The sequence below is a fragment of the Gordonia shandongensis DSM 45094 genome (assembly GCF_000423025.1).
GTDB classification, from domain to species: Bacteria; Actinomycetota; Actinomycetes; order Mycobacteriales; family Mycobacteriaceae; genus Gordonia; species Gordonia shandongensis.
The window spans coordinates 532,873-553,378 of record NZ_AUHE01000001.1; the positions used below are offsets into that span (position 1 = coordinate 532,873).

The 20,506-nt window shown below is 70.8% G+C and carries 16 protein-coding genes; 8 read left to right on the plus strand and 8 right to left on the minus strand.

From position 1 onward, the window contains the following. Positions 1–4: 4 nt before the first annotated feature. From G528_RS0102680 to G528_RS0102695, 4 genes are all read right to left on the minus strand, one after another. The gene (locus tag G528_RS0102680) at positions 5–520 is read right to left on the minus strand and encodes a glycine cleavage system transcriptional repressor (RefSeq protein WP_026917621.1); all 516 of its coding nucleotides are present in this window, start codon (positions 518–520) and stop codon (positions 5–7) included. Positions 521–626: 106 nt separating this feature from the next. After that, positions 627–1,403 (minus strand): SDR family NAD(P)-dependent oxidoreductase, encoded by a 777-nt coding sequence (locus G528_RS0102685; RefSeq protein WP_026917622.1) that lies wholly within the window; start codon positions 1,401–1,403, stop codon positions 627–629. Positions 1,404–1,493: 90 nt separating this feature from the next. Continuing rightward, complete coding sequence (locus tag G528_RS0102690; protein WP_035718545.1) at positions 1,494–3,176, minus strand: VanW family protein; 1,683 nt, start codon at positions 3,174–3,176, stop codon at positions 1,494–1,496. A gap of 262 nt (positions 3,177–3,438) precedes the next feature. After that, positions 3,439–4,770, minus strand: coding sequence for an acetyl-CoA C-acetyltransferase (locus G528_RS0102695; protein WP_035718546.1), 1,332 nt, complete (start codon positions 4,768–4,770; stop codon positions 3,439–3,441). Positions 4,771–4,930: 160 nt separating this feature from the next. Here G528_RS0102695 and G528_RS0102700 point away from each other — a divergent pair, with 160 nt between their 5' ends. The 3 genes from G528_RS0102700 (at position 4,931) to G528_RS0102710 (ending at position 8,777) form a co-directional block, all read left to right on the plus strand. Continuing rightward, positions 4,931–6,298, plus strand: coding sequence for a 3-oxoacyl-ACP reductase (locus G528_RS0102700; RefSeq protein WP_211220592.1), 1,368 nt, complete (start codon positions 4,931–4,933; stop codon positions 6,296–6,298). A gap of 14 nt (positions 6,299–6,312) precedes the next feature. Then, positions 6,313–7,197 (plus strand): MaoC/PaaZ C-terminal domain-containing protein, encoded by an 885-nt coding sequence (locus G528_RS0102705; protein ID WP_026917626.1) that lies wholly within the window; start codon positions 6,313–6,315, stop codon positions 7,195–7,197. A gap of 149 nt (positions 7,198–7,346) precedes the next feature. After that, a complete protein-coding gene (locus G528_RS0102710) occupies positions 7,347–8,777 on the plus strand; it encodes a lipase family protein (RefSeq protein ID WP_245569648.1) in 1,431 nt (476 codons plus the stop codon). A 27-nt stretch (positions 8,778–8,804) separates the two neighbouring features. Here the strand turns inward: G528_RS0102710 and G528_RS0102715 are convergent, their stop codons facing one another. Both G528_RS0102715 and G528_RS0102720 read right to left on the minus strand, forming a co-directional pair. Beyond that, a complete protein-coding gene (locus G528_RS0102715) occupies positions 8,805–9,425 on the minus strand; it encodes a TetR/AcrR family transcriptional regulator (protein WP_026917628.1) in 621 nt (206 codons plus the stop codon). 30 nt (positions 9,426–9,455) lie between these two features. Beyond that, positions 9,456–10,652, minus strand: coding sequence for a glycoside hydrolase family 3 N-terminal domain-containing protein (locus tag G528_RS0102720; RefSeq protein WP_084637986.1), 1,197 nt, complete (start codon positions 10,650–10,652; stop codon positions 9,456–9,458). 113 nt (positions 10,653–10,765) lie between these two features. On the opposite strand from G528_RS0102720, the gene G528_RS0102730 reads away from it, so the two are divergent. Both G528_RS0102730 and G528_RS0102735 read left to right on the plus strand, forming a co-directional pair. Beyond that, the gene (locus G528_RS0102730; protein ID WP_026917635.1) at positions 10,766–10,963 is read left to right on the plus strand and encodes a DUF2613 family protein; all 198 of its coding nucleotides are present in this window, start codon (positions 10,766–10,768) and stop codon (positions 10,961–10,963) included. Then, a complete protein-coding gene (locus G528_RS0102735) occupies positions 10,960–15,192 on the plus strand; it encodes an alpha-(1->3)-arabinofuranosyltransferase domain-containing protein (protein ID WP_026917630.1) in 4,233 nt (1,410 codons plus the stop codon). The genes G528_RS0102730 and G528_RS0102735 overlap by 4 nt, the downstream gene beginning before the upstream one ends. On the opposite strand, the gene G528_RS0102740 is transcribed toward G528_RS0102735, so the two are convergent. Then, a complete protein-coding gene (locus tag G528_RS0102740; protein ID WP_026917631.1) occupies positions 15,108–16,379 on the minus strand; it encodes an acyltransferase family protein in 1,272 nt (423 codons plus the stop codon). The genes G528_RS0102735 and G528_RS0102740 overlap by 85 nt on opposite strands. A 264-nt stretch (positions 16,380–16,643) precedes the next feature. Here G528_RS0102740 and G528_RS16205 point away from each other — a divergent pair, with 264 nt between their 5' ends. Beyond that, complete coding sequence (locus G528_RS16205; protein ID WP_051198200.1) at positions 16,644–17,816, plus strand: porin PorA family protein; 1,173 nt, start codon at positions 16,644–16,646, stop codon at positions 17,814–17,816. Between the two features lie 25 nt (positions 17,817–17,841). Here G528_RS16205 and G528_RS0102750 read toward each other — a convergent pair whose 3' ends face one another. After that, positions 17,842–18,423, minus strand: a complete 582-nt coding sequence (locus G528_RS0102750; RefSeq protein WP_026917632.1) for a TetR/AcrR family transcriptional regulator — start codon at positions 18,421–18,423, stop codon at positions 17,842–17,844. 66 nt (positions 18,424–18,489) lie between these two features. Between G528_RS0102750 and G528_RS0102755 the strand changes: the two genes are divergently transcribed. Further along, positions 18,490–19,857, plus strand: coding sequence for an MFS transporter (locus G528_RS0102755; RefSeq protein ID WP_026917633.1), 1,368 nt, complete (start codon positions 18,490–18,492; stop codon positions 19,855–19,857). A 332-nt stretch (positions 19,858–20,189) separates the two neighbouring features. Beyond that, the gene (locus G528_RS18370; protein ID WP_156890328.1) at positions 20,190–20,354 is read left to right on the plus strand and encodes a hypothetical protein; all 165 of its coding nucleotides are present in this window, start codon (positions 20,190–20,192) and stop codon (positions 20,352–20,354) included. Positions 20,355–20,506: the final 152 nt, after the last annotated feature.

Genomic DNA, 20,506 nt, shown 5'->3' on the forward strand with positions numbered 1-20,506 from the left:
GGGGTCAGTCGGCCAGATCGAGGTCGACGAGCAGTTCCTCGGCGATCCGCTCGAGGTCGGCGCGGACCGTCGCGAGATCGACGCCCGCGGGGACCAGGACCTCCATCCGCGCCTCGAACAGCATGCCGCCGGCCATCGGCGCCTCCCGGGTGTCGCTCGCGAGCCTCTCGATCGACACCCCGCTGCGGCTCAGGGCCGCCGACAGTTCGTGGACGATGCCCGGACGATCGTTCCCGAGGACGCCGATCGACAGTTCCGTGGCCGCCGCCGGATCGACCCCCGCCGTCTGCCCGGGATGCACCGAGACCTCCAACAGCCCGTCGAGGGCGGTGACGGCCGCGACGAGCGCGTCGGCCCGATCGTCGGGCACCGTCACCACGACGATGCCGGCGAACTTCCCGGCCAGCTGGGCCAACTGCCCGCGTTCCCAGTTCCCGCCGCCGGCGGCGACCGCATCCGCCAGCGCCGAGACCAGTCCGGGACGGTCGTCGCCGATCACCGAGAGCACCAGATTCCGCATGCCCCGAGCGTAACCGGCCGCGCCGCGCCTGCCCCGTGAACGACGAACGCGGGCCGGCTCCCCGATGGGAGCCGGCCCGCGTCGCGGTGCGCGTGGCGATCCGGTGTTACTTCGGTGGCATCCGGATGCCGCCGTCGACGCGAACGACCTCGGCGTTCATGTACGAGTTGGTGAGGAGCTCCTCGACCATCGACGCCAGCTCGTCGGGCACACCGAGACGCTTCGGGAACAGGACGCTCTCGCCGAGCTTGGCCTTGAACGCCTCCGACTCCGGGCCGGTGCCGTAGATCGGGGTGTCGATGAGTCCCGGCGCGATGCAGTTCACGCGGATGCCGACCGCTGACAGGTCGCGGGCGACCGGGAGGGTCATGCCGACCACGCCGCCCTTCGACGACGAGTACGCGGCCTGACCGATCTGACCGTCGAACGCGGCCACCGAGGCCAGGTTGACGATCGCGCCGCGCTCGCCGTTCTCGTTCGGCTCGTTGCGGCTCATGGCGGTCGCGGCCAGACGCACGGTGTCGAAGGTGCCGATCAGGTTGATCGCGATGACCTTCTTGTAGAGGTCCAGGTTGTGCGCCGAGGCGAACTCACCGTCGCGGCCGATGGTGCGCTGCGCCCAGCCGATGCCCGCCGAGTTGACGACGGCCTTCAGCGGGCCGAGCTCGACCGCCTTGGTGATCGCGGCCTCGATCTGCGCGGTGTCGGTGACGTCGACGGTCACGAAGGCGCCGCCGATCTCCTTGGCCAGGGCCTCGCCGTCCTCGGCCTTGAGGTCGGCGATGACGACCTTGGCGCCCTGCGCGGCGAGACGGCGGGCGGTGGCGGCACCGATGCCCGATGCGCCACCGGTGACGATTGCACTTGCTCCATTGATATCCATGTCCGCGAGCTTAGCGATCACCGCGGCCCCGACGACGGTCGGGCTGGAACCTGTTCCTGTGACGTGCCGCACACGGACGCGCCGCGTGCGTCACCGGCAGCGGACGATGGGCTCCGGGTCGTACTTCACCGTCCGGGTGTGCCGGTAGGTCTCGCGCCCGGTCTTGGCGTCCCGGATGATCCGGGTGTCCGACGCGGTGAATCCGGGTTGCCCGCTGCTGGGGATGCAGCTGTCCGACGCGGGCACCGAGACCTCGGTCGGCGACGTCGGATTGGTGCGCTGACCGGTCACCGACTCCACGTCGACGGTCTTGGTGCTCCACATGCGCACCGTGATGCTCGACGGACTCCACTGCGTCTCGATGTACACGCCGTACGGGGTGTTGTTCTTGAACTGCAGGTCGATGAGGCCCTCGAACACCGTCGCCTCGCGGGCCTCCGGATACCGGGAGATGTAGTAGGCGTGCTCGGTGTGGGCGACGTCCTCGAGGCCGGCGAAATACGCGGCGTTGTACAGCGTGGTCGCGAACTGCGAGATCCCGCCGCCGACCGCCTTCGACGGACGGCCGTGGTCGATGATCACCGAGTCCACGTAGCCCTGGGCGGTTCCGCGCGGACCGGTGTAGCCGTTGAGGGAGAAGGTCTTCCCGGGGCGCACGAGCGCGCCGTCGACGTCTTGGGCGACCAGCCGGATGTTCTCGCCCGAGGCGCCGCTGAACCCGTCGGTGGTGAACTCCGAGACGACCTCCTTGACGCCGAGCTTGCGGGCGCCCGCGGTGTCGAGGGACGGCCGCAGCACGCGATAGTCCACCTCGGCGGACCGGTCGTCGCGCGACGCGGCGCTCCGCGCGATCTCCTGTGCCGTCTTGCGCCAGTCCACGGCCGCGCCGTCACGCGAGGGCACCACCCGCGGCGACCCGCCCGACAGGCGGAACGTCGCGTTCACCGGCTTCGACTCCGTGGGGTCGGTCCGCTTCGCGAGCGTCCGATCGGCATCCTTGGGCTTCACCTGCGGCATCAACCCGCCGCGACCGTCGGGCACGAAGCGCACCAGGTTGCCCAGTTCGCGCGGCGTCACCACGATCGGATCGCGCCGGGAACTCAACCGGACCGACGACGCCGTCACGTTCTGGGCCGGGCCGTCGAGCGTGTCCTGCACGGTCTGCGCGCTGACCGTCGGCGAGAAGGGCTCCATCTCGAGGTCGATGACGCTGCCGCTGAGCCAGTTGTCGGCGACGGCCTGTTTCGCGGCCGCCCGCTTCACCTGCAGCCCCTTGGACGGGAAGTCGCCCACCGGCGTCAGACCGTCGAAGTGCACGCCGCCCTCCACCGCGGCCTTCTCCAGGGAGTCGCGCTGCTCGTCGAGCGCGTCGTTGAACTTCTCGTCGTCGAGGTGCACGACGGGCGCCACCTGGTGGTGCACGCCGATCATCCCGAGGAAGCGCTCCCAGGGGTTCGTCGGCTGGTCGAGGAGCCGGTCGAGGGTGGCCTCGACGTCGAAGTCGGCGCCGAGCGCGCCGGGATCGACCTGCGCGGTCCCCGAGTCCGTCCGCAGGCGCACCGGTCCGTGCGAGGCGACCGCCAGCGTCGACAGCTCGGCGCGCGCGTGGTCCTCGTCGAGGTTTCCCAGATCGAACTCGGCGATGTGGGCGCCGCGCGCAGTGTGTCCGTGGGTGAGGATCGCATCGACCCCGAACGCCAGAGCGACGAGCAGCACCGCGCCGATGAGTCCGCGGACGATCCAGTGTCCGACGGGGAGGCGGGCGTTGGTCACAGTCACACGATCCTAGTTCATCGGCCGGCCCCTCGCCGGGTCCCGATCCGGGAACCTCCCCGGAGAGTCCACATGAAAGGACTCCGGCTGAACCGCCGGGTCGGGGGTCTGGCGGTTCAGCCGGAGCTATCTCGTATATAGGTCGCCGTCGCGGGAGCGTTACACCTTCGGAGAAAATCTTTTCCCCGGCAGGCCGTCACCCGTTCCCCGGCAGGCCACCGGCGGGTCGGGTCCCGCTCCGCCGGCGACCCTCGTCCGCAGGTCAGCCCTCGACGATGGCCGTGACGCCCTGTCCGCCGGCGGCGCAGATCGAGACCAGGGCGCGACCGCCGCCGTTCTCGTTGATCTGCTTGGCGGCCTGCGCGATGATGCGGCCGCCGGTCGCGGCGAACGGGTGCCCGGCCGCCAGCGACGAGCCGTTGACGTTGAGCTTGCTGCGGTCGATCGACCCGAGGGCCTTGTCGAGGCCCAGACGCTGGGTGCAGTACTCCTCGGACTCCCACGCCTGCAGCGTCGCGAGGACCACGGAGGCGAAGGCCTCGTGGATCTCGTAGAAGTCGAAGTCGGCCAGCGTCAGCCCGTTGCGGGCCAGCAGGCGCGGAACCGCGTAGGTCGGGGCCATCAGGAGACCGTCCGGACCGTTGACGTAGTCGACGGCGGCGGTCTCGGTGTCGCGCAGGTAGGCGAGCACGGGCAGCTTCTTCTCGGCGGCCCACTCGTCGGTCGCGAGCAGCACGGTCGACGCACCGTCGCTGAGCGGCGTGGAGTTGCCCGCCGTCATGGTGGCGTCACCGAGGCTGGTGCCGAACACCGGCTTGAGGGTCGCCAGCTTCTCCACCGACGAGTTGGGGCGCAGGTTCTCGTCGCGGGTCAGACCCTGGAACGGGGTGACGAGGTCGTCGAAGAAGCCGCGGTCGTACGCCGCACCCATCTTCTGGTGGCTGGCCGCGGCCAGCTCGTCCTGGTCGGCGCGGCTGATGCCGAACTCCTTGGCGGTGATCGCGGCGTGCTCGCCCATCGACAGGCCGGTGCGCGGCTCACCGTTCTGCGGGATCTCGATGCCCAGCTTGGTGGCCAGGCCGAGTGCGGCCTTGATGCGGTCGGCGGTGCTCTTGGCGCGGTTGACCTCGAGCATCTGGCGACGCATGTCCTCGGAGACGCCGATCGGCGCGTCGGAGGTGGTGTCGACACCGCCGCCGACGGCGACGTCGTAGCGGCCGGCGGCGATGCCGTCGGCCACGATCTGGATGGCCTGCAGTCCGGTGCCGCACGCCTGCTGGACGTCCATCGCCGAGGTGTACGGCGACAGCGACGAGCCGAGCACCGATTCGCGGATGAGGTTGAAGTCGCGCGAGTGCTTGAGCACGGCGCCGCCGGCCACCATGCCGAGACGCTCGCCCTGCAGGTTGAAACGACTCACCAGCCCTTGGAGGGCCGCGGTGAACATGTCCTGGTTGCTCGCGGTCGCGTAGGCGCGATCCTGACGCGCGAACGGAATGCGGTTGCCGCCCAGGATGGCGACGGGGCGCTGCTCGCGGGTTTCCGGCTTGCGGGGCGTGTACGAGGCCACTGTCTTCTCCTCATGGGTTCTCATCGTCGACGGCGTCGACCTTGAGAGTATTCTTACTCCCGAGTAAGTTCATTGTCGACTCCTGGCGTTGCGGCACATGTCACAGCGCAGGCGACTATTGAGCCGGTGGTCATCCGCTTATGGTCTCCGGCAGGACTTGATTCGCACGCAGACATCGAAGGAGATCGTCGTGGCAGGCAACACCGACCTGTATTCGTCCATCGTCAACTCCGGCCCCGGCGCGTTCATCGCAGCGCGCGTCGGCCTCCCGCAGCCGCCGACCCTGCGCCGCCACTCGCCGACCGCCGCCGCCCTCGGCGGCCCGGTCCTCCTCGGCGGCAGCGGCCGCCTCGTGGAGCCCGTCCGCGAGATCCTCACCGCAGGCGACGACTACACCCTGGTCGAGAACAACGCCGGCGGCCGCTCGGCCGACAAGCTCGGCGCAGCGGTCTTCGACGCCACCGGGATCACCTCGGCCGCCGAGCTCGAGCAGCTCTTCGAGTTCTTCACGCCGATCATGCGCTCGGTGGGCAACTCCGCCCGCTTCGTGGTGCTCGGCACCACCCCGGAACTCACCGCCGACCTCGACGAGCACGTCGCCCAGCGCGCCCTGGAGGGCTTCACCCGTTCGCTCGGCAAGGAGCTGCGCAACGGTGCCACCGCCCAGCTCGTCTACGTCTCCCCGAAGGCCAAGACCGGGGTCTCCGGCCTCGAGTCGACCCTCCGCTTCCTGCTGTCGGGCAAGTCCGCGTACGTCGACGCCCAGGTGATCCGCGTCGGCGACGCGAACGCCGCCGCCGTCGAGGACTGGGACAAGCCGCTCAACGGCAAGGTCGCCCTGGTGACCGGCGCCGCCCGCGGCATCGGCGCCACCATCGCCGAGGTCCTGGCCCGCGACGGCGCCCACGTCATCGCCGCCGACATCCCCGCCGCCGGCGAGGCGCTCAGCGAGACCGCCAACAAGGTCGGCGGCACCGCCCTGCCCCTCGACGTGACCGCAGAAGACGCCGGCGCCACCATCGCCGAGCACGTCCTCGAGCGCCACGGCGGTCTCGACATCATCGTGAACAACGCCGGCATCACCCGCGACAAGCTCCTCGCGAACATGGACTCCGGCCGCTGGAACTCGGTGATCGCCGTGAACCTCATCGCCCCGCAGACGCTCGTCAACGAGCTCGTCGAGCGCAAGGCGCTCCGCAAGGGCGGCGCCGTCGTCGACGTCTCGTCCATCGCCGGCATCGCGGGCAACCGCGGCCAGACCAACTACGGCACCTCCAAGGCCGGCGTCATCGGCCTGGTCGACACCTACGCGCCGGTCCTGGCGAAGTCGGGCATCACCATCAACGCCGTCGCACCGGGCTTCATCGAGACCGCGATGACCGCCGCCATCCCGCTCGCGACCCGCGAGGTGGGCCGCCGCATGAACTCGCTCCAGCAGGGCGGGCAGACCGTCGACGTCGCCGAGACCGTCGCGTACTTCGCCAACCCGGCGTCGAACGCGGTGACCGGCAACGTGGTGCGCGTCTGCGGCCAGAGCCTGCTGGGTGCGTGAGTCCGAGGCGACCGATGACCAAGACCATCACCCTCACCTCGTTGCCCGGCGCCGGACGGCTCTACCCGAAGGCCGTGAGCGCCATGCTCCCGGTGGTCGGCAAACCCGCCCGCGTCGCACCCGACGCCCCGCTGCCCGACACGGTCTTCACGATCGAGGACCTGCGGGTCGACCGCGACGAGATGCGCGAGTACTGCCGGGCCACCGGACTGCAGTTCGGGTCCGAGCTGCCGCTGACCTACCTGTTCGTGCTGCAGTTTCCGCTCGCGATGAGCGTCATGGTGCTGCCGGACTTCCCGTTCGGCGCCGTCGGCTCCGTACACGTCGAGAACCGGATCGAACGGCTCCGCCGCATCGCGGTCGACGAGCCGCTGTCGATCTCGACGCACGCCGAGAACCTGCGGGAGCACCGCAAGGGCATGCTCGTCGACATGGTCTCGGAGTTCCGCGTCGGCCGCGAGCTGGTGGCCGTGCAGACCGCGACGTTCCTCAAACAGCAGCGGACCAGCCTCTCCGATGAGGAGCGCGGTCCCGCCCCGAAGAACGTCGCACCGCCGCCGCCCGACCGCGTGGTCGGCGTCGATCTCGGGCTGATCCGGCAGTATGCGAACGCATCCGGCGACCGGAACCCGATCCACATGGCCGATCTCACGGCGAAGGCCTTCGGGTTCAGCCGGGCGATCGCCCACGGCATGTGGGGTGCGGCCGCACTCCTGGACAACGTGGAGGCCCAGCTGCCCGACGCCGTCGTCTACTCGGTGCGCTTCGGGAAACCGGTGCTGCTGCCGGCGAAGCTGAACTTCTACACCACGCGGACCGCTGACGGCTACGACCTGGCCGTCCGCCACCGCCGCAAGGGATACCCGCACATCACCGCGACCACGCGGCCGCGCGGCTGACCCACCGACCGCCTCGAGGCGCCGGCCACCCCGACGGGTGACCGGCGCCTCGAGCGTCGCGGGGTGGACGCGGCCCGCGACGTCGACCGATCCGAGCGAGTCGCCGGATTCGCCGGTGCCCGCCCGCTCTGCCGGACTACGGTCGATCCATGGTTCGGGGGAAGATCGCCGGCTCGGCCGTCACCGCAGTCACCGCACGCACAGTCACCGCACTCACCGTCGCCGCACTCGTCGTGGCCGGACTCGCCGACCCCGCGGTCGCGCACGCGAGCCCGCCGCGATCGGACCCGCCGAACATGATGGCCGTGCCGTCGCAGATCCCCGAGGCCATCGACCGCGCGATCCCGGCGCCGCCGTACCCGAAGCCGCGCACGATTCCGCGGCGCGCCCAGGCACCCGGTTTCGACGCCGCCACCCTCGCCCTGCGCAACGCCGTCCTCCCCGACCCCACCGGTGACCCGATGTTCGACCGATGGTCGCCGACGCTCGACGACCACCGCCCCGGCGACCTGCTGGCGGTCCGCGATGTGACCGCGACGGCCGCCCCGTTGGTCACCGCCCCGATCACCCGCGCCCGGCTGGTCAAATTCCGCAGCACCGACGCTCTCGGTCAGCCGATGTTCGGGACCGCGACCGTCCTGGAGCCGAAAACTCCCGCACCCGCTCGCGGACCGCGACCGATCCTGGTGAACAACCTGGCGATCGACTCCCTCGGCGCGAGTTGCACCCCCGGCTACACCCTGGCGCACGGTTTCGGGGTCTCCACGAACTCCGGGGACCTGGTGCCGCCGACCACACAGCTCGCCCTGGCCCGCGGCTACACCGTGATCGTCCCCGACCATCAGGGGCCGCGCATGGCCTATGCGGAGCCCACCGTGGCGGGGCACGTCATCCTCGACTCGATCCGCGCGGCGGGTCACCTCGACGCGGCGCGGTTCGGCGAGAGCCGCGTCGCGATGACCGGCTACTCCGGCGGCGCCATCGCCACCAACGGCGCCGCGAAACTGCTGGGTTCCTATGCTCCCGACCTGGTGGATCGGATGGTCGGTGCGGCCCTCGGCGGTGTGCCCGCCGATTTCCGGATGCTCGTGGGCAGCATGAACGCCAACCTCGCGACCGGGCTGTTCCACGCCGCGACCTTCGGGATCGCCCGCGAGCAGCCCGACGTCCTGACGAAGGCGAACCATTTCGCGCAGTGGTTCGCGACCTCGCCGTTGAAGAACGCCTGCATGCTGCCGCTGGTGCTGGCGGGCGCCACGTTCTGGCCGATGCAGTTGATGGCGAACGACGCCGACCCGTTCCATTCACCGGTCGCCGAACGCATCTACCGGGTCACCAAGCTGGCCACGAAACGCTCCGACGTCCCGCTCTACATCTACAACGGCGCCCAGGAGTTCTGGATCCCCGCCGCCGGCGCCCGCAATCTGTTCCGCGAACAGTGCCGACTCGGTGCGAACGCCACCTATCGGGAGGTGTTCGGCGAACACGTCATCGCCGCCGTGACCGGCTACCCCGAGGCGCTGACCTGGCTCGACGCCCGACTGCGCGGCATCCCGGCCGCGAACGGATGTCCCCGGTGACGGGTGCGCGGCCGACCCGCGGCCGCATCACTCGTCTCCGATGTGCACCTCGGAGACGCCGACGCCCCGCAGACCGCGCCAGGTGATGCCCAGCAGCAGGTCGGTGGCGGTCTCCAGGTCGATGTCGCCTTCGGAGATCCGATCGGCCACCGCCTCGCCCGCACCGACGAGGGCCACCGCCGTCAGCTCGAAATCGACGTCGCGGGCACCTTCGATCGTGGTGCCGCGACGGATGAGGTCGGTGATCATGCCGGTGATTCCCGCGCGGCTCTCGGAGACGATGTGCGCGAACGACGCCGTCCCCACCGCCACCCGGTACAGCACGCGCCACGACTCGGAGTTCTCGTGGACGAACCGCAGGAATTCGCGGACCAACGTGCGGGCCTGATCCTTCTGCCGCAGCGACGGGTCGAAACCGGCCGACATCGCCTCCATGAAGCGGCCCGACTCCCGCGCGATGCAGGCGCTGAAGAGCTCGTCCTTGGAGCCGTAGTAGAGGTACAGCATCGGTTTGGAGATCTGCGCCTCGGCCGCGATCGCGTCCATCGACGTGTCCGAGAATCCGTTGGCCGCGAACGCCGAGATCGCCGCATCGAGCATCTGCTGTTCGCGGACAGCGCGCGGCAGGCGCTTCGTACCGTTGGCCATGCCGACTAACTTACCACCCGGTAAGGAGGCTCAGGAGCACGTCACGACACCCTTGGCCGTCAGCACCCGAACCACCGACCGGTTGATGCGCTCGGTGGACAGCTTCCCCTCCTTGACCGCCTTGACCAGCGTGTCCAGCACCGACGACACCTTGTCGGTGCTCAACCACAGCGCGGCGTCGACCCCCGCCGTGATCGCCTTCAGAACGGCCTGCTCGATCGTGTACTCGTCGGTGATCGCCTGCATGCCCGACAGATCGTCGGTGAAGACCACGCCGTCGAAGCCGGGCGCGTTGTACTTCTTGCCGTTGCGGAGCATGCCGATCGCGGCGCGGCTCATACTCGCCGGCGTGTCGGCGCCGGTGAGACCCGGAACGATCAGATGCCCCATGAGAACGCCCGCCGTACCCGGCTCGGCCAGCAGGTCGCGGAAGGGCGCGAGGTCGACGTCCTGCATCTCCCGCAGCGGCGGCGACGTCACCGCACCGGTGTGCGTGTCGCCCGAACCGTGGCCGTGCCCGGGGAAGTGCTTGTAGACCGGCATGATCCCGGCATCCATCAGACCGCGGGCGAAGGCACCCGCGTACCGGGTGACGACCGCCGGATCGTTCGAGAAAGAGCGGTCGCCGATCACCTCGTCGTCCGACTCGTCGCTCACATCGGCGGACGGCGCGAAATCGACCGTGATGCCGAGTTCGGCCATCCTCTCACCCGCCCGCTTCGCGATCGCCCGCACCTGCGCCGGCGTCTTCGTCTTCGCCATCTCGCGCGCCGACGGCAGATCGACGCCGACGGACTTCAGCCGGTTCACCCGACCGCCCTCCTGATCGACGGTCACCATGAGCGGAAACTTCTGCTGCGCCGACAGCTTCGCCACCGTCCCGTCACGGAGCATGCCCAGGTCGGTCCAGCTCCCGATGAACACGCCGCCGACGTGCTCCCTGGTCACCACCCGCCGGGCGTCGGCGCCGTCGTTGACACCCACCACCAGCAGCTGCGCCAGCTTCTGCCGCAGCGGCATCGTCGAGAGCTCGCGCGCCCCGCACGTGGCGGCCGCGGTGGTGCTCGGCGTCGACCCGTCGGCCGGAGCACTGCTCGAGACCTTCGACGGGGACGACGACGCCGTGTCCGACGGGGCGTCCGAACACGCCGTTGCGGCGAGCACCCCCACCGTGGCGACGAGCGCGACGAACGCGCGACGGGCGGCCTGGCTGGTGTTCTGACGCATGGGTCGAGTCTGTCATGCCCGCGCATCGGCCTCCGCCCCGCCGCTCGTCACCGGGCCCCGACCGGGGTTTCACAGCGGCCGGCCGACCACCGCGGGATGGTACTTTGGTGCCCATGCGTCAACGCCTCGTCCTGGGAGCCGTCGCCGGCATCGCCGGCGTGCTCGTCGGCGTCGGCGCCGTCGTCCTGGGCGGACAGCTCGCCTCCGAGACCAAGCCCTCCACCGACGTGAACAGCTTCAACGCCGAGAACGGGTTCGTGCAGGGGTCGGTCGACTACGGGTCCCGCGGCGACGGAGACACCAACAACTGACCCGCGACCGACTCCTCACCCGACGTGACGGGGCCGTCGTCGGCGTCGTCGCCCTCCTGCTGAGCTTCCTGCAGAACCCGGGTCGGATCTCCCCGGACACCAAACTCGACCTCACGGCCGACCCCCTCGGCTTCCTCGCCCGCGCGGCACACCTCTGGTCGCCGGAAGCCCCGATGGGGCAGATCCAGAACCAGGCCTACGGCTACTTCTTCCCGCACGGCGCATTCTTCGCCGTCGGCGAGCTGCTGCACCTGCCACCGTGGATCACCCAGCGCCTGTGGTGGGCGATCCTGCTCACCGTCGGGTTCATCGGTGCGGTGCGGCTCGCCGAAGCCCTCGGCGTCGGCTCGTACTTCTCACGGCTCGTCGCCGCCGGGGTGTTCGCGGTCTCCCCGCGCGTCATCACCACGCTCGGCACCATCTCGTCGGAGACGCTGCCGATGATGCTGGCGCCGTGGGCGCTGATCCCTGTGGTCCGGGCCCTGGACCGCGGGTCGTCCCGACCGCTGTGGCGCGAGGCCGCGCGGTCGGCGTGCGCCGTCGCCCTGATGGGGGCGGTCAACGCCGTGGCGACGGCCGCCGCCGTCGGGGTGGCCGCACTCTGGTGGGCGGCGGCGACGGTGCGCCGCGACCGCGAGTCCCGCCGCCGCGGCGCGGTCTTCGGCGGCTGGTGGCTCCTCGGTCTGGCCGCGGCCTGCCTCTGGTGGTTCGTGCCGCTCCTGATGCTCTCGCGGCTGTCGCCGCCGTTCCTCGACTACATCGAATCCGCCCGCGTGACGACCGAGTGGACCGGTCTCACCGAAGTCCTCCGCGGCACCGACTCGTGGACACCGTTCGTGTCCGCGGAACGTGCCGCCGGCGCCGTCCTGGTCTCCGAACCGGCAGCGGTCCTGGCCACCGGCGTCCTCGCCGCGGCGGGACTGGCCGGGCTGGCGATGCGCGCCATGCCCGAGCGCCGCCGGCTGCTGACGATCCTCGTCGTCGGACTGCTGATCATCTGCCTCGGCTACCCGGGCGCCCTCGGCTCCCCGATCCGCGACACCGTTCTCGACGTCCTCGACGGCCCCGGCGCCGCCCTGCGCAACATCCACAAGTTCGACCCGCTCCTGCGGCTTCCCCTGGTCCTCGGGGTCGCCCACCTCCTGGCGCGGGTCCGCGTACCCGTCGGCAGTCGCCGCGGCGCCGAACGCGGCCTCGCCGCGGCCCTCGTCGTCATGGTCGCCGCCGTCGGCTCCGGCTCCCTGCTGTGGACCGGCGGGATCGCCCCGACCGCCAGCTACCGCGGCGTCCCCGACTACTGGCACGAGGCGGCCGACTGGCTGGCCGACGCCGAGAGCGGCGAGGCCACACCGTCGCGGGCGCTGGTGGTGCCCGGCGCACCGTTCGCCGACCAACTGTGGGGGCTCACCCGCGACGAACCGCTACAGCCGCTGGCGCAGACACCGTGGGCCGTCCGCGACGCGATCCCCCTGACTCCGCCAGGCGCCATCCGCGCGATGGACTCGGTCCAGCACCGGCTGGTGTCCGGACACGGTTCGCCCGGGCTCGCGGCCACGCTGACCGCGCAGGGCGTCGGCTATCTCGTGCTGCGCGCCGACCTCGACCCCGTCGACTCGCGGTCCGCACGGCCGCTGCTCGTGGCCCAAGCGCTCCGGAACTCTCCCGACATCACCGAGGCCGCACAATTCGGTCCCCGCGTGGCACCGTCGGCGGTCGACGGCTTCGTCCTCGACAACGGTCTGCGGCCGCCGATGCGGGCGATCACGATCTACCGAGTCGGCGACGGCCGCGCGGGACCGCGACTGACCGATCTCACCGCGATGCGCCGCATCGCGGGCGGTCCCGAATCGCTGGCCGCCGTCCAGGACGCCCGGGGCCGCGCCGGCCTGCCGCCGACGGGGCCGACGGTGCTCGCCGCCGACGCCCGCCGCGCAGGCCTCCCGCCGGCTCCGCTGACCGTCACCGACACCCCGGTCGACAGGGAGGTCGACTTCGGGCGGGTCGACGACCACGCGTCGGCCCTCCGGACGCCCGGCGATCCGCGCCGGACCAAGAGCGCCGTCGCCGACTACCCCGTCGACGGTCAGCCCCGCGTCCGAGGGCAATGGCTGCTCGACAACCGGCCCGGCGCCGTCCGGGTGACCAGTTCCGGTTCGGCGTCCGACGCCACGCAACCGGGCCGCGTGGTGCCCGCGAGTTCGCCTGCCGCCGCATTCGACGGCGACGGCGGCACCGCGTGGGCCAGCAGCGGACTCGACTCCGCGGTCGGTCGGTGGTTGGGCGTGGAGTTCACCGAACCCCGGTCGGGGCTGGCGGTGACCGTGACGACCGCCAAAGCGCTCGGCCCCGACGTCAGCAGTTTGCTCATCACCACCGACAGCGGCAGCACCGTGGCGCAGGGAGTGAAGCCGGGCGTCCCCGTCCGGGTCCTCGCCCCTCCCGGCCCCACCCGTTCGGTGCAGGTCCGCGCCATCGACACCGCCGACGGTTCCGGCGGCAACCAGTTCGCCATCGCTGAGCTCTCGCTGACCGACGCCGCCACCGGCACCCCGCTGTCCATCCGGCAGCGGACCGTCCTGCCGACCCTCGACGCCGCCGATCGGGTCTCCGACTGGGTGCTCACCGACGGCCTCGGCGGTCGGCCGGACTGCGTGGCCGACGAGTCCGGCCGGGTCCGCTGCGCGCCGACGCTCGGGGCGGCTCCCGAGGAGGCGGGCGTGTACGGGCGGACCCTGTCGGTTCCCGACGCCACCGACGTGACACCCGTCGTCACCCTCCGTCCCCGGCCCGGCGGCGAACTCGCCGCCCTGCTGGCGCGGCACGGCACCGTCGCGGCGACCGGGCCGTCGTGGGTCACCGATCCGCGCGGCAACGCCTCCGCCGCCGTCGACGGCGACGCGGGCACCACGTGGACCGCGCCGGAACCGACACGGACCCGCGGCAAGAAGGCGAAGCAGACCAAGCCGTCGCTCACCCTGACGCTGCCCGCGCCGCGGCGTGTCGACGGCGTTCGGCTGCGCGTCCCCACCGACTATCCGGCGCGCCCCACGCGCGTCACGGTGGAGGTTCGCGACGGGGATCGCCGGGTGGGCTCGACCACCGCGCGCGTCGGCGCCGACGGCACCGTGCGCCTGCCTCCGCGGACGGGGGACTCGGTGGTGTTGACGGTCGAACGCTCGTCGGACCTCATCGACGTGAACGATCTCGGCTTCGCCTCCGAGGCTCCGGTCGGGATCAGCGAAGTCACGCTCCTGCCGCGCAGCGAAACCGAATCCGGAGACACCGAATCTGGAGACCGGCCCGTGACGATCCGCTGCGACGCCGACCCCCTCGGCCCGTACGGCCTCGGCGTCACCGCGTCCGGGACCGTGCACCGGCTGCGCGTGGACACCACGGTCGGCGCCCTGCGGCGCGGTGAGCCGATCACCGCGACGGCCTGCCCGGGGCCGCCGCTGCACCTCGCGGCGGGGGAGCAGGAGGTCTCGGTGAACCCCGGTGGGGCCTTCACCGTCGAAGCGGTCACGCTGACCGGACCCGACGGGCCGCCGGCGAGCGCGCCGACCGCGCCCGTGCACGTCGACCGCTGGGATGCCGTCGACCGCGCCGTGAGGGTCGACGCCGCCGACCGGAGCCGCGTGCTGTCGGTGCCCGAGAGCACCAATCCGGGATGGCACGCCCGGATCGGCGACGCCGAGCTGTCGCCGATCGTGGTCGACGGCTGGCAGCAGGGGTGGATCATCCCGGCCGGGGTCGCCGGGACCATCGCCCTGACCTTCGATCTCGACACCCCGTACCGCTGGGTGCTCGGCGTCGGCCTGGCCCTGGTGGCGCTGCTGTTCGCGGCCGCGTGGTTCCCGCTGCGCCGGCGCGCCGGAAGCGCACCCGAGACCGGGCCGCGGGCATCGCGGCGGGGACGGGCCGCGGCCGGCACGGTCGCCGCTGCCGCCGCGGGACTGTCGGCCGCGTTCCTCCTCACCGGCCCGTGGGGTGCGGCGATCGCCGGGGCGACCGGTCTGCTGGTGCACCGGCTGCCGCCCCCGGCACGGGTGTGGACCGCCTTCTCGGCGATGCTCGGGGCGACGCTCGTGCTGGCGTCCGGCCCCTGGCACTCGGGGACCGCATACGCCGGTTACAGCGCGTGGGGTCAGTCGTTCGCGCTGATCGCCGTCGCCGCAGCGGTGGCGTCGGCGTTCGGCGGCCGCGACCCCCGAGACTCGCGCGACCCCTGAGAACCCCGGGATCCCGGAGACTCTCGGGAGCCCCGACGAGCTCGGCGACGCTGCTCCCACCGGGACAGGGCCGCGCGCAACGGTTCCTCGACGAACGCATAACTCGCGGCCGACACCGCGACCGTCGCCGCGACCGTCAGCATCCACACCACGACGAACGAGCCGCTGAACATCGGGATCCCGAACAGCCCGAACACCGTCGCGAGCACTGCCACGTGCCAGATGAAGATCCCATACGACCAGCGGCCGAGCGCGGTCATCACCGACGACTCAAGGAAGCCGAACCGGCCGTCGGACAGGACGAGCGGAGCCAGCAGCGCGGCGGCGGCCACGGCACCGAGCGTCATCTTCACGATGTACGTGCCGTGCGTCATCTCACCGAGCCCGACGGGGCCCGCGATCGGGGTGCACGCGGCGCCGTAGGCCACGACGAACACCGCCGCCATCAGCGGACGGTGGGTGCCCAGACGGATCACCGTCGACGACTCGGTGAGCCCTCCGGCGGCGCGCAGGTGGGCGACCTCGGCGAGCACCAGGCCCACGACGAACCACGACAGGTACCCGAACACCCAGCTGTGGGCCTCCGGCCGATCGAGGAGCCCGACGACCCCCGTCCATCCGAGACTCAGCACCGCGGCGGCCAGCAGAATCGGAATGCGCAACACCGCCCGGCGGCCGCGCGCCCACAGCAGCGCCGCGCCGATCACCGGCAGCAACGCGTAGAACGCCACCTCCACCGACAGACTCCACATCTGCGTGAGTCCCTGCGCCAGCGTCAACGGCGCGTACACCTGGGTGAGCGTCAGATTGGCGATCCACACCTCCAGCGAGGCGCCCCGCGCCTGCGGGAGCAGGGCGAGGACCACGACCACCACCAGCGCGTACGCCGGCCAGATCCGCACCACGCGGTGGCGGGCGTACCGCACCACATCGGGGCTCGGGGCGTCAGAGACCGCGCCATTCGGGGCGTCAGAGACTGCGCTATTCGGAGCGTCAGAGACGCGGGCGGCGGCGACGTATGGCCGCCACAGCAGGAACCCGCTGAGGGCGAAGAACAGGGCGACTGCCAGATCGAGCCTCCCGAGGACCGGGCCGAGGACCGGCCACGGTCCCGACTCCGCGGCCGTCGAGCCGGTCTGGAACGCGACGTGCGTGGTGAGCACGCCGAGGGACGCCACCGCCCGCATGCCCTCCAACTGCGGGTGGAAGCGGCGTCGGCCCGGCCGGGCGGTGACGCCCGCGCTCGTCTCCCTGTCTCTCACCTCCCTGTCTCTCACCTCCCCGCCTCTCATGTGTCCGCTCCTCGATCTCCCCGGCTCTCAATCTCCCCGGCCGTGCTTCGGCCGCCGTGTCACCGATCAGGGTAGACGCGTTCGCGGCGGTCGCCGGTGCGGAAGCATCGCGGCGGGCACACGGGCCGGACACACCGACGGACGCATACAGTCGGGGCCATGCCCCAGCCCGTCTCACCCGGCAGCCGCCGACCGCGTTGGAGCGGGACCGATCTGGTGCCGCCCACAGTGATCTTCCTCGGCGCCCTGCTGATCGGTGCGTCGGTGGCGATGGGTCCGCTCGTCGCCTCGCGGCTCGAGAAGCTGCCGCTGAGCATCGACCGGACACAGGTCGCCGACGGCACGGCCCGGACACAGGTCGCCGACGGCACGGCCGGGACGCGCGTCCTCGACCGCTGTTCCATCGACACCCCGCGGGCCCGCGTTCTCGCAGCGGACGTGCAGCAGCGACGGCGTCTCGTCGCCGTCCACCCGGCCGACGCCGACGTCGTGACCGTGCAGGCGGGCACCGCTCTCGGCGTCGACCACTACCTCGTCGACGGATCGTCGCGGCCCGCCCGCGACGTGTGTGCGCGCCAAACCCTGGCCGCGACGATCGACCGCGTCACCCTCACGCGCACCGACGCCGCACCGACCGGCGCGTCGAGCATCCAGTATCGGGACGACGGGGCCGCCGTCGACGTCGCCCGCCGGTCGGGCCGCACCTACGCCCTGCCGTTCGGGTTCGAGTCGCCGGGCTCCTATTTCGACGTCACCACGCGCTCGAGCGTTCCCCTCGTCGACCGCGGTCGCACGCGGATCGACGGTAGAACCGTGGCGCAGCTGCGGGCGACCGTCGCCGACACCGACCTCTCGACGGTGCAGGACGACTCGCGGACCGTGCTCACCCGACCGGCGTCGTGGTTCGGCGACCTGCCCGGCGTCGACCCGCGTCGGCCGCTCACGGCGACCCTGCATCACCGGGCGGTCCACGATCTGTTCGTCGACACCGAGACCGGCGTGCTCGTCGACGAACGCACCCGCATCGTCGAGGAGTACCGTTTCACCGCCGAGTCGGCAGGCGGGAGTTCCGATCTCGAAGACTTCCGACTCACCAACCTGTCGACCACCCTCATCGGCGACCGCGCGTCGCGGATCGACGGCGCCGACGCCGCCCGGTCACGGGCGCGGCCGGTCCGGCTCACCTCTACGATCCTGCCGATCACGCTGGGGACGATCGGCGGCGTGGCCGTCGTCGGCGGCGTCGCTGCCGCCGTCGTGACGACGCGACGCCGCACCGACACCGGTGCGCCCGCTGCGCCGGACGATCCGACCGTTGCCGAGCGTTCGTGAGACGTCCCCGAGGACGTCCCCGCGATCACGGGGACAGCTGCGGCCCGAGCCGTTCCAGGTAGTTCCTGATGAGCGTCCGGGCGTCGTCCTCGGCGAGTTGTCCCACCATGATCAGCGTTCCGACCCCGTGTGCCAGTGCCATCACTTCCAGAGCCAAGCACCGTACGGTCGTCGCACTGAGCCCACTGGATCGCAGGACGCCGGAGAGGTGGTCCGCAAGCCCGTTCAGGTGTCTCTGATAGGCGCGTCCTGCCAGGCCGGGGTCGGTGATCGCCAGCCCCGCCATGCAGACGCCGACGCGGTGAAGTTCTCGGCTCGCCGAATCGGTCGGCAGTGCTTCGTCGAAGAAGGCTTTGATGATCTCGAGTTGTGATTCGCATCCCGGCTGCCGACTACGATCCCGCCATCGTTCGACGCTCTGGTCCGCAAGGCGGTCGAGCGTGGAACCTATCAATTCGTCTTTGGTGCTGCCGTAGTACTGGACGAGTCGGAGGGACACGTCCGCTTCGGCGGCCACAGCCCTCATGGTGACGGCGTTGATCCCACCGCGGGCCAGGAGGCGCTCGACGGCCTCCATGATCTCGGTTCTGCGCGTTGACTCTGTCATCGAAGACTCCCTCCCCACCCAATGGTACGTTCGTACCAACTGATACGAACGTATCAAGGGTGGAACATGTCGACTGGATTGCAACGGCTCGGGCTGTGGACGTCTTGTCTGGCTCAGCTGATCGTGGTGCTGGATGTCTCGGTGGTGAACGTCGCGCTACCGTCGATCCAGTCCGACCTCGGACTCACGACGACTGCCGCGTCGTGGATCGCGCTGTCCTACAGCCTGGGCTTCGCCGGGTTGCTCCTCGTCGGCGCACGGCTGGCTGACGTCGTGGGCACCGCCAGGTTGCTCGCCTGGAGCTTGGCGGGATTCACCCTGGCAAGCCTCGTCGGGGGTCTCGCGTCGGACGGTTGGGTGCTCATCGCCGCCCGAGCCGCACAGGGCGTCGCTGCCGCTGCTGCATCGCCCGCGACTTTCACCTTGCTCACGACCACCCATCCCGAAGGCCCGAGCCGGACGAGAGCAATCGCGGTCTGGACTGCGGTGAGCCTGGCTGGGGGCGGATTGGGCAACATCGCCAGCGGCTTGCTTACCGATCTGATCTCTTGGCGAGCCACATTGTTGATCAATCTTCCGATTGGCATCGGTGTCGTCATCGCGGCAGTCCTGCTCGACCGACGGACCACCTACCGGCGTGGCGCGGGGCGCATCGACCCCACAGGCGCACTCCTGGCAACAGCCGCGTTCACGTGTGCCATCTACACGGTCTCCGTCGCGGGCGACGGTTCCTGGAGCGGCGTCTCAGTGGCGGTCGGTTCGGGCACGGTCGCATTGTTCGCCCTGCTCGTCCTGCAGCAGCGTCGCACATCCCGGAAGTTCGTCCCGAGCGATCTCGCACGAGACCGACTGATAATCCTCGGCAATATCGCGACCGCGTTGGCAGGGGCATGCTTCCAAATCAGCCTGTGGTACTTCCTGACGTACCGGATGCAGACTCAGTTCGGCTATTCGGCGATTCAGGCCGGTCTGGCATTCCTCCCGCTCACCGCCGGAATGATAATCGTGAACCTCTGGTTCACGCCGCGCGTGATGAAGCGACATACTCCCCGGGCACTCGTCGTGGCCGGAGCCGCTGTCACCGTCCCTGGATTGCTCTGGCTGACAATCGTCGACAGCGGAGGCTTCACCGTCGCCGTCCTCGTTCCCACCGTCACGATCGGGATCGGAGGCGGTCTGATGAACACACCCCTCGCCACACTCGTCACCACAGGTGTTCGTCCCGAGAATGCCGGCGCAGCCTCGGGCCTCATGAACACCGCGAAACAGTTCGGCGGCGCGGTCGGCCTCGCCGCCGCGAACGCCGCCGCTGCTCTCGCAGGCACCGACAGAGCCGCCTTCGTCTTCATGTCAATGGCGCTCCTCGCCGTGATTGCCGCCGCGGGCGCGATCCCCGACCAGCGACCCGCCGAGCACACGGGGAGAGCGCCGTGACTACACAAACACGCGCCGTGAGACGAAGTGGATCAACGGGTCGTGTCGCCACAGCGACACCGGACTGCAAGACCACCCCACACCGGGGTCCGAACGCGACGCCCTTCCGGGGCCATCGCGAAGGGACGCGCCGCTGCAGCGTTCCTTACGACTCCACCTGCGGACAACGAGTGGCCCCGTTCGGGCACGCCGCTACGTGCGGCGGGTCCTGGAGTTCGAGATCGATCCCGATCAGGTCGGCCAGATCTCGGCCGCCACCTATTGCTCGACGGCCACCTATTGGGCGCCTCGCCCCGGCGCAGCGCGCACGGCTGACCGAGGTCGACTCTGGTGTGAGCGGGAACCTCGACGGAGCCCCGTTCGGAGATCACAACCACGCCAACCGCGTGTCCATCGCGCGGAGGATCATCGCTGAGAAGCGCATGCCGGGTGAGGGCGCCCCCGTCGTCGTCACGCGAATCCGCGACAAGCTGCTCGATCTGGTCCCGTCCCCATGACGACGCCGCGATTCGGCGCCGGACGTGGCACCGAGACCGCGGGGACGTCGTTTTGTCGGAGGGTCTTGTTAGTGTCGTGTCACAGCTTCAATAGCAGCGATGAGCTGCAGGAACACGCTAGGGGGTGAGGGTCGTGACGACGATCATCGCCG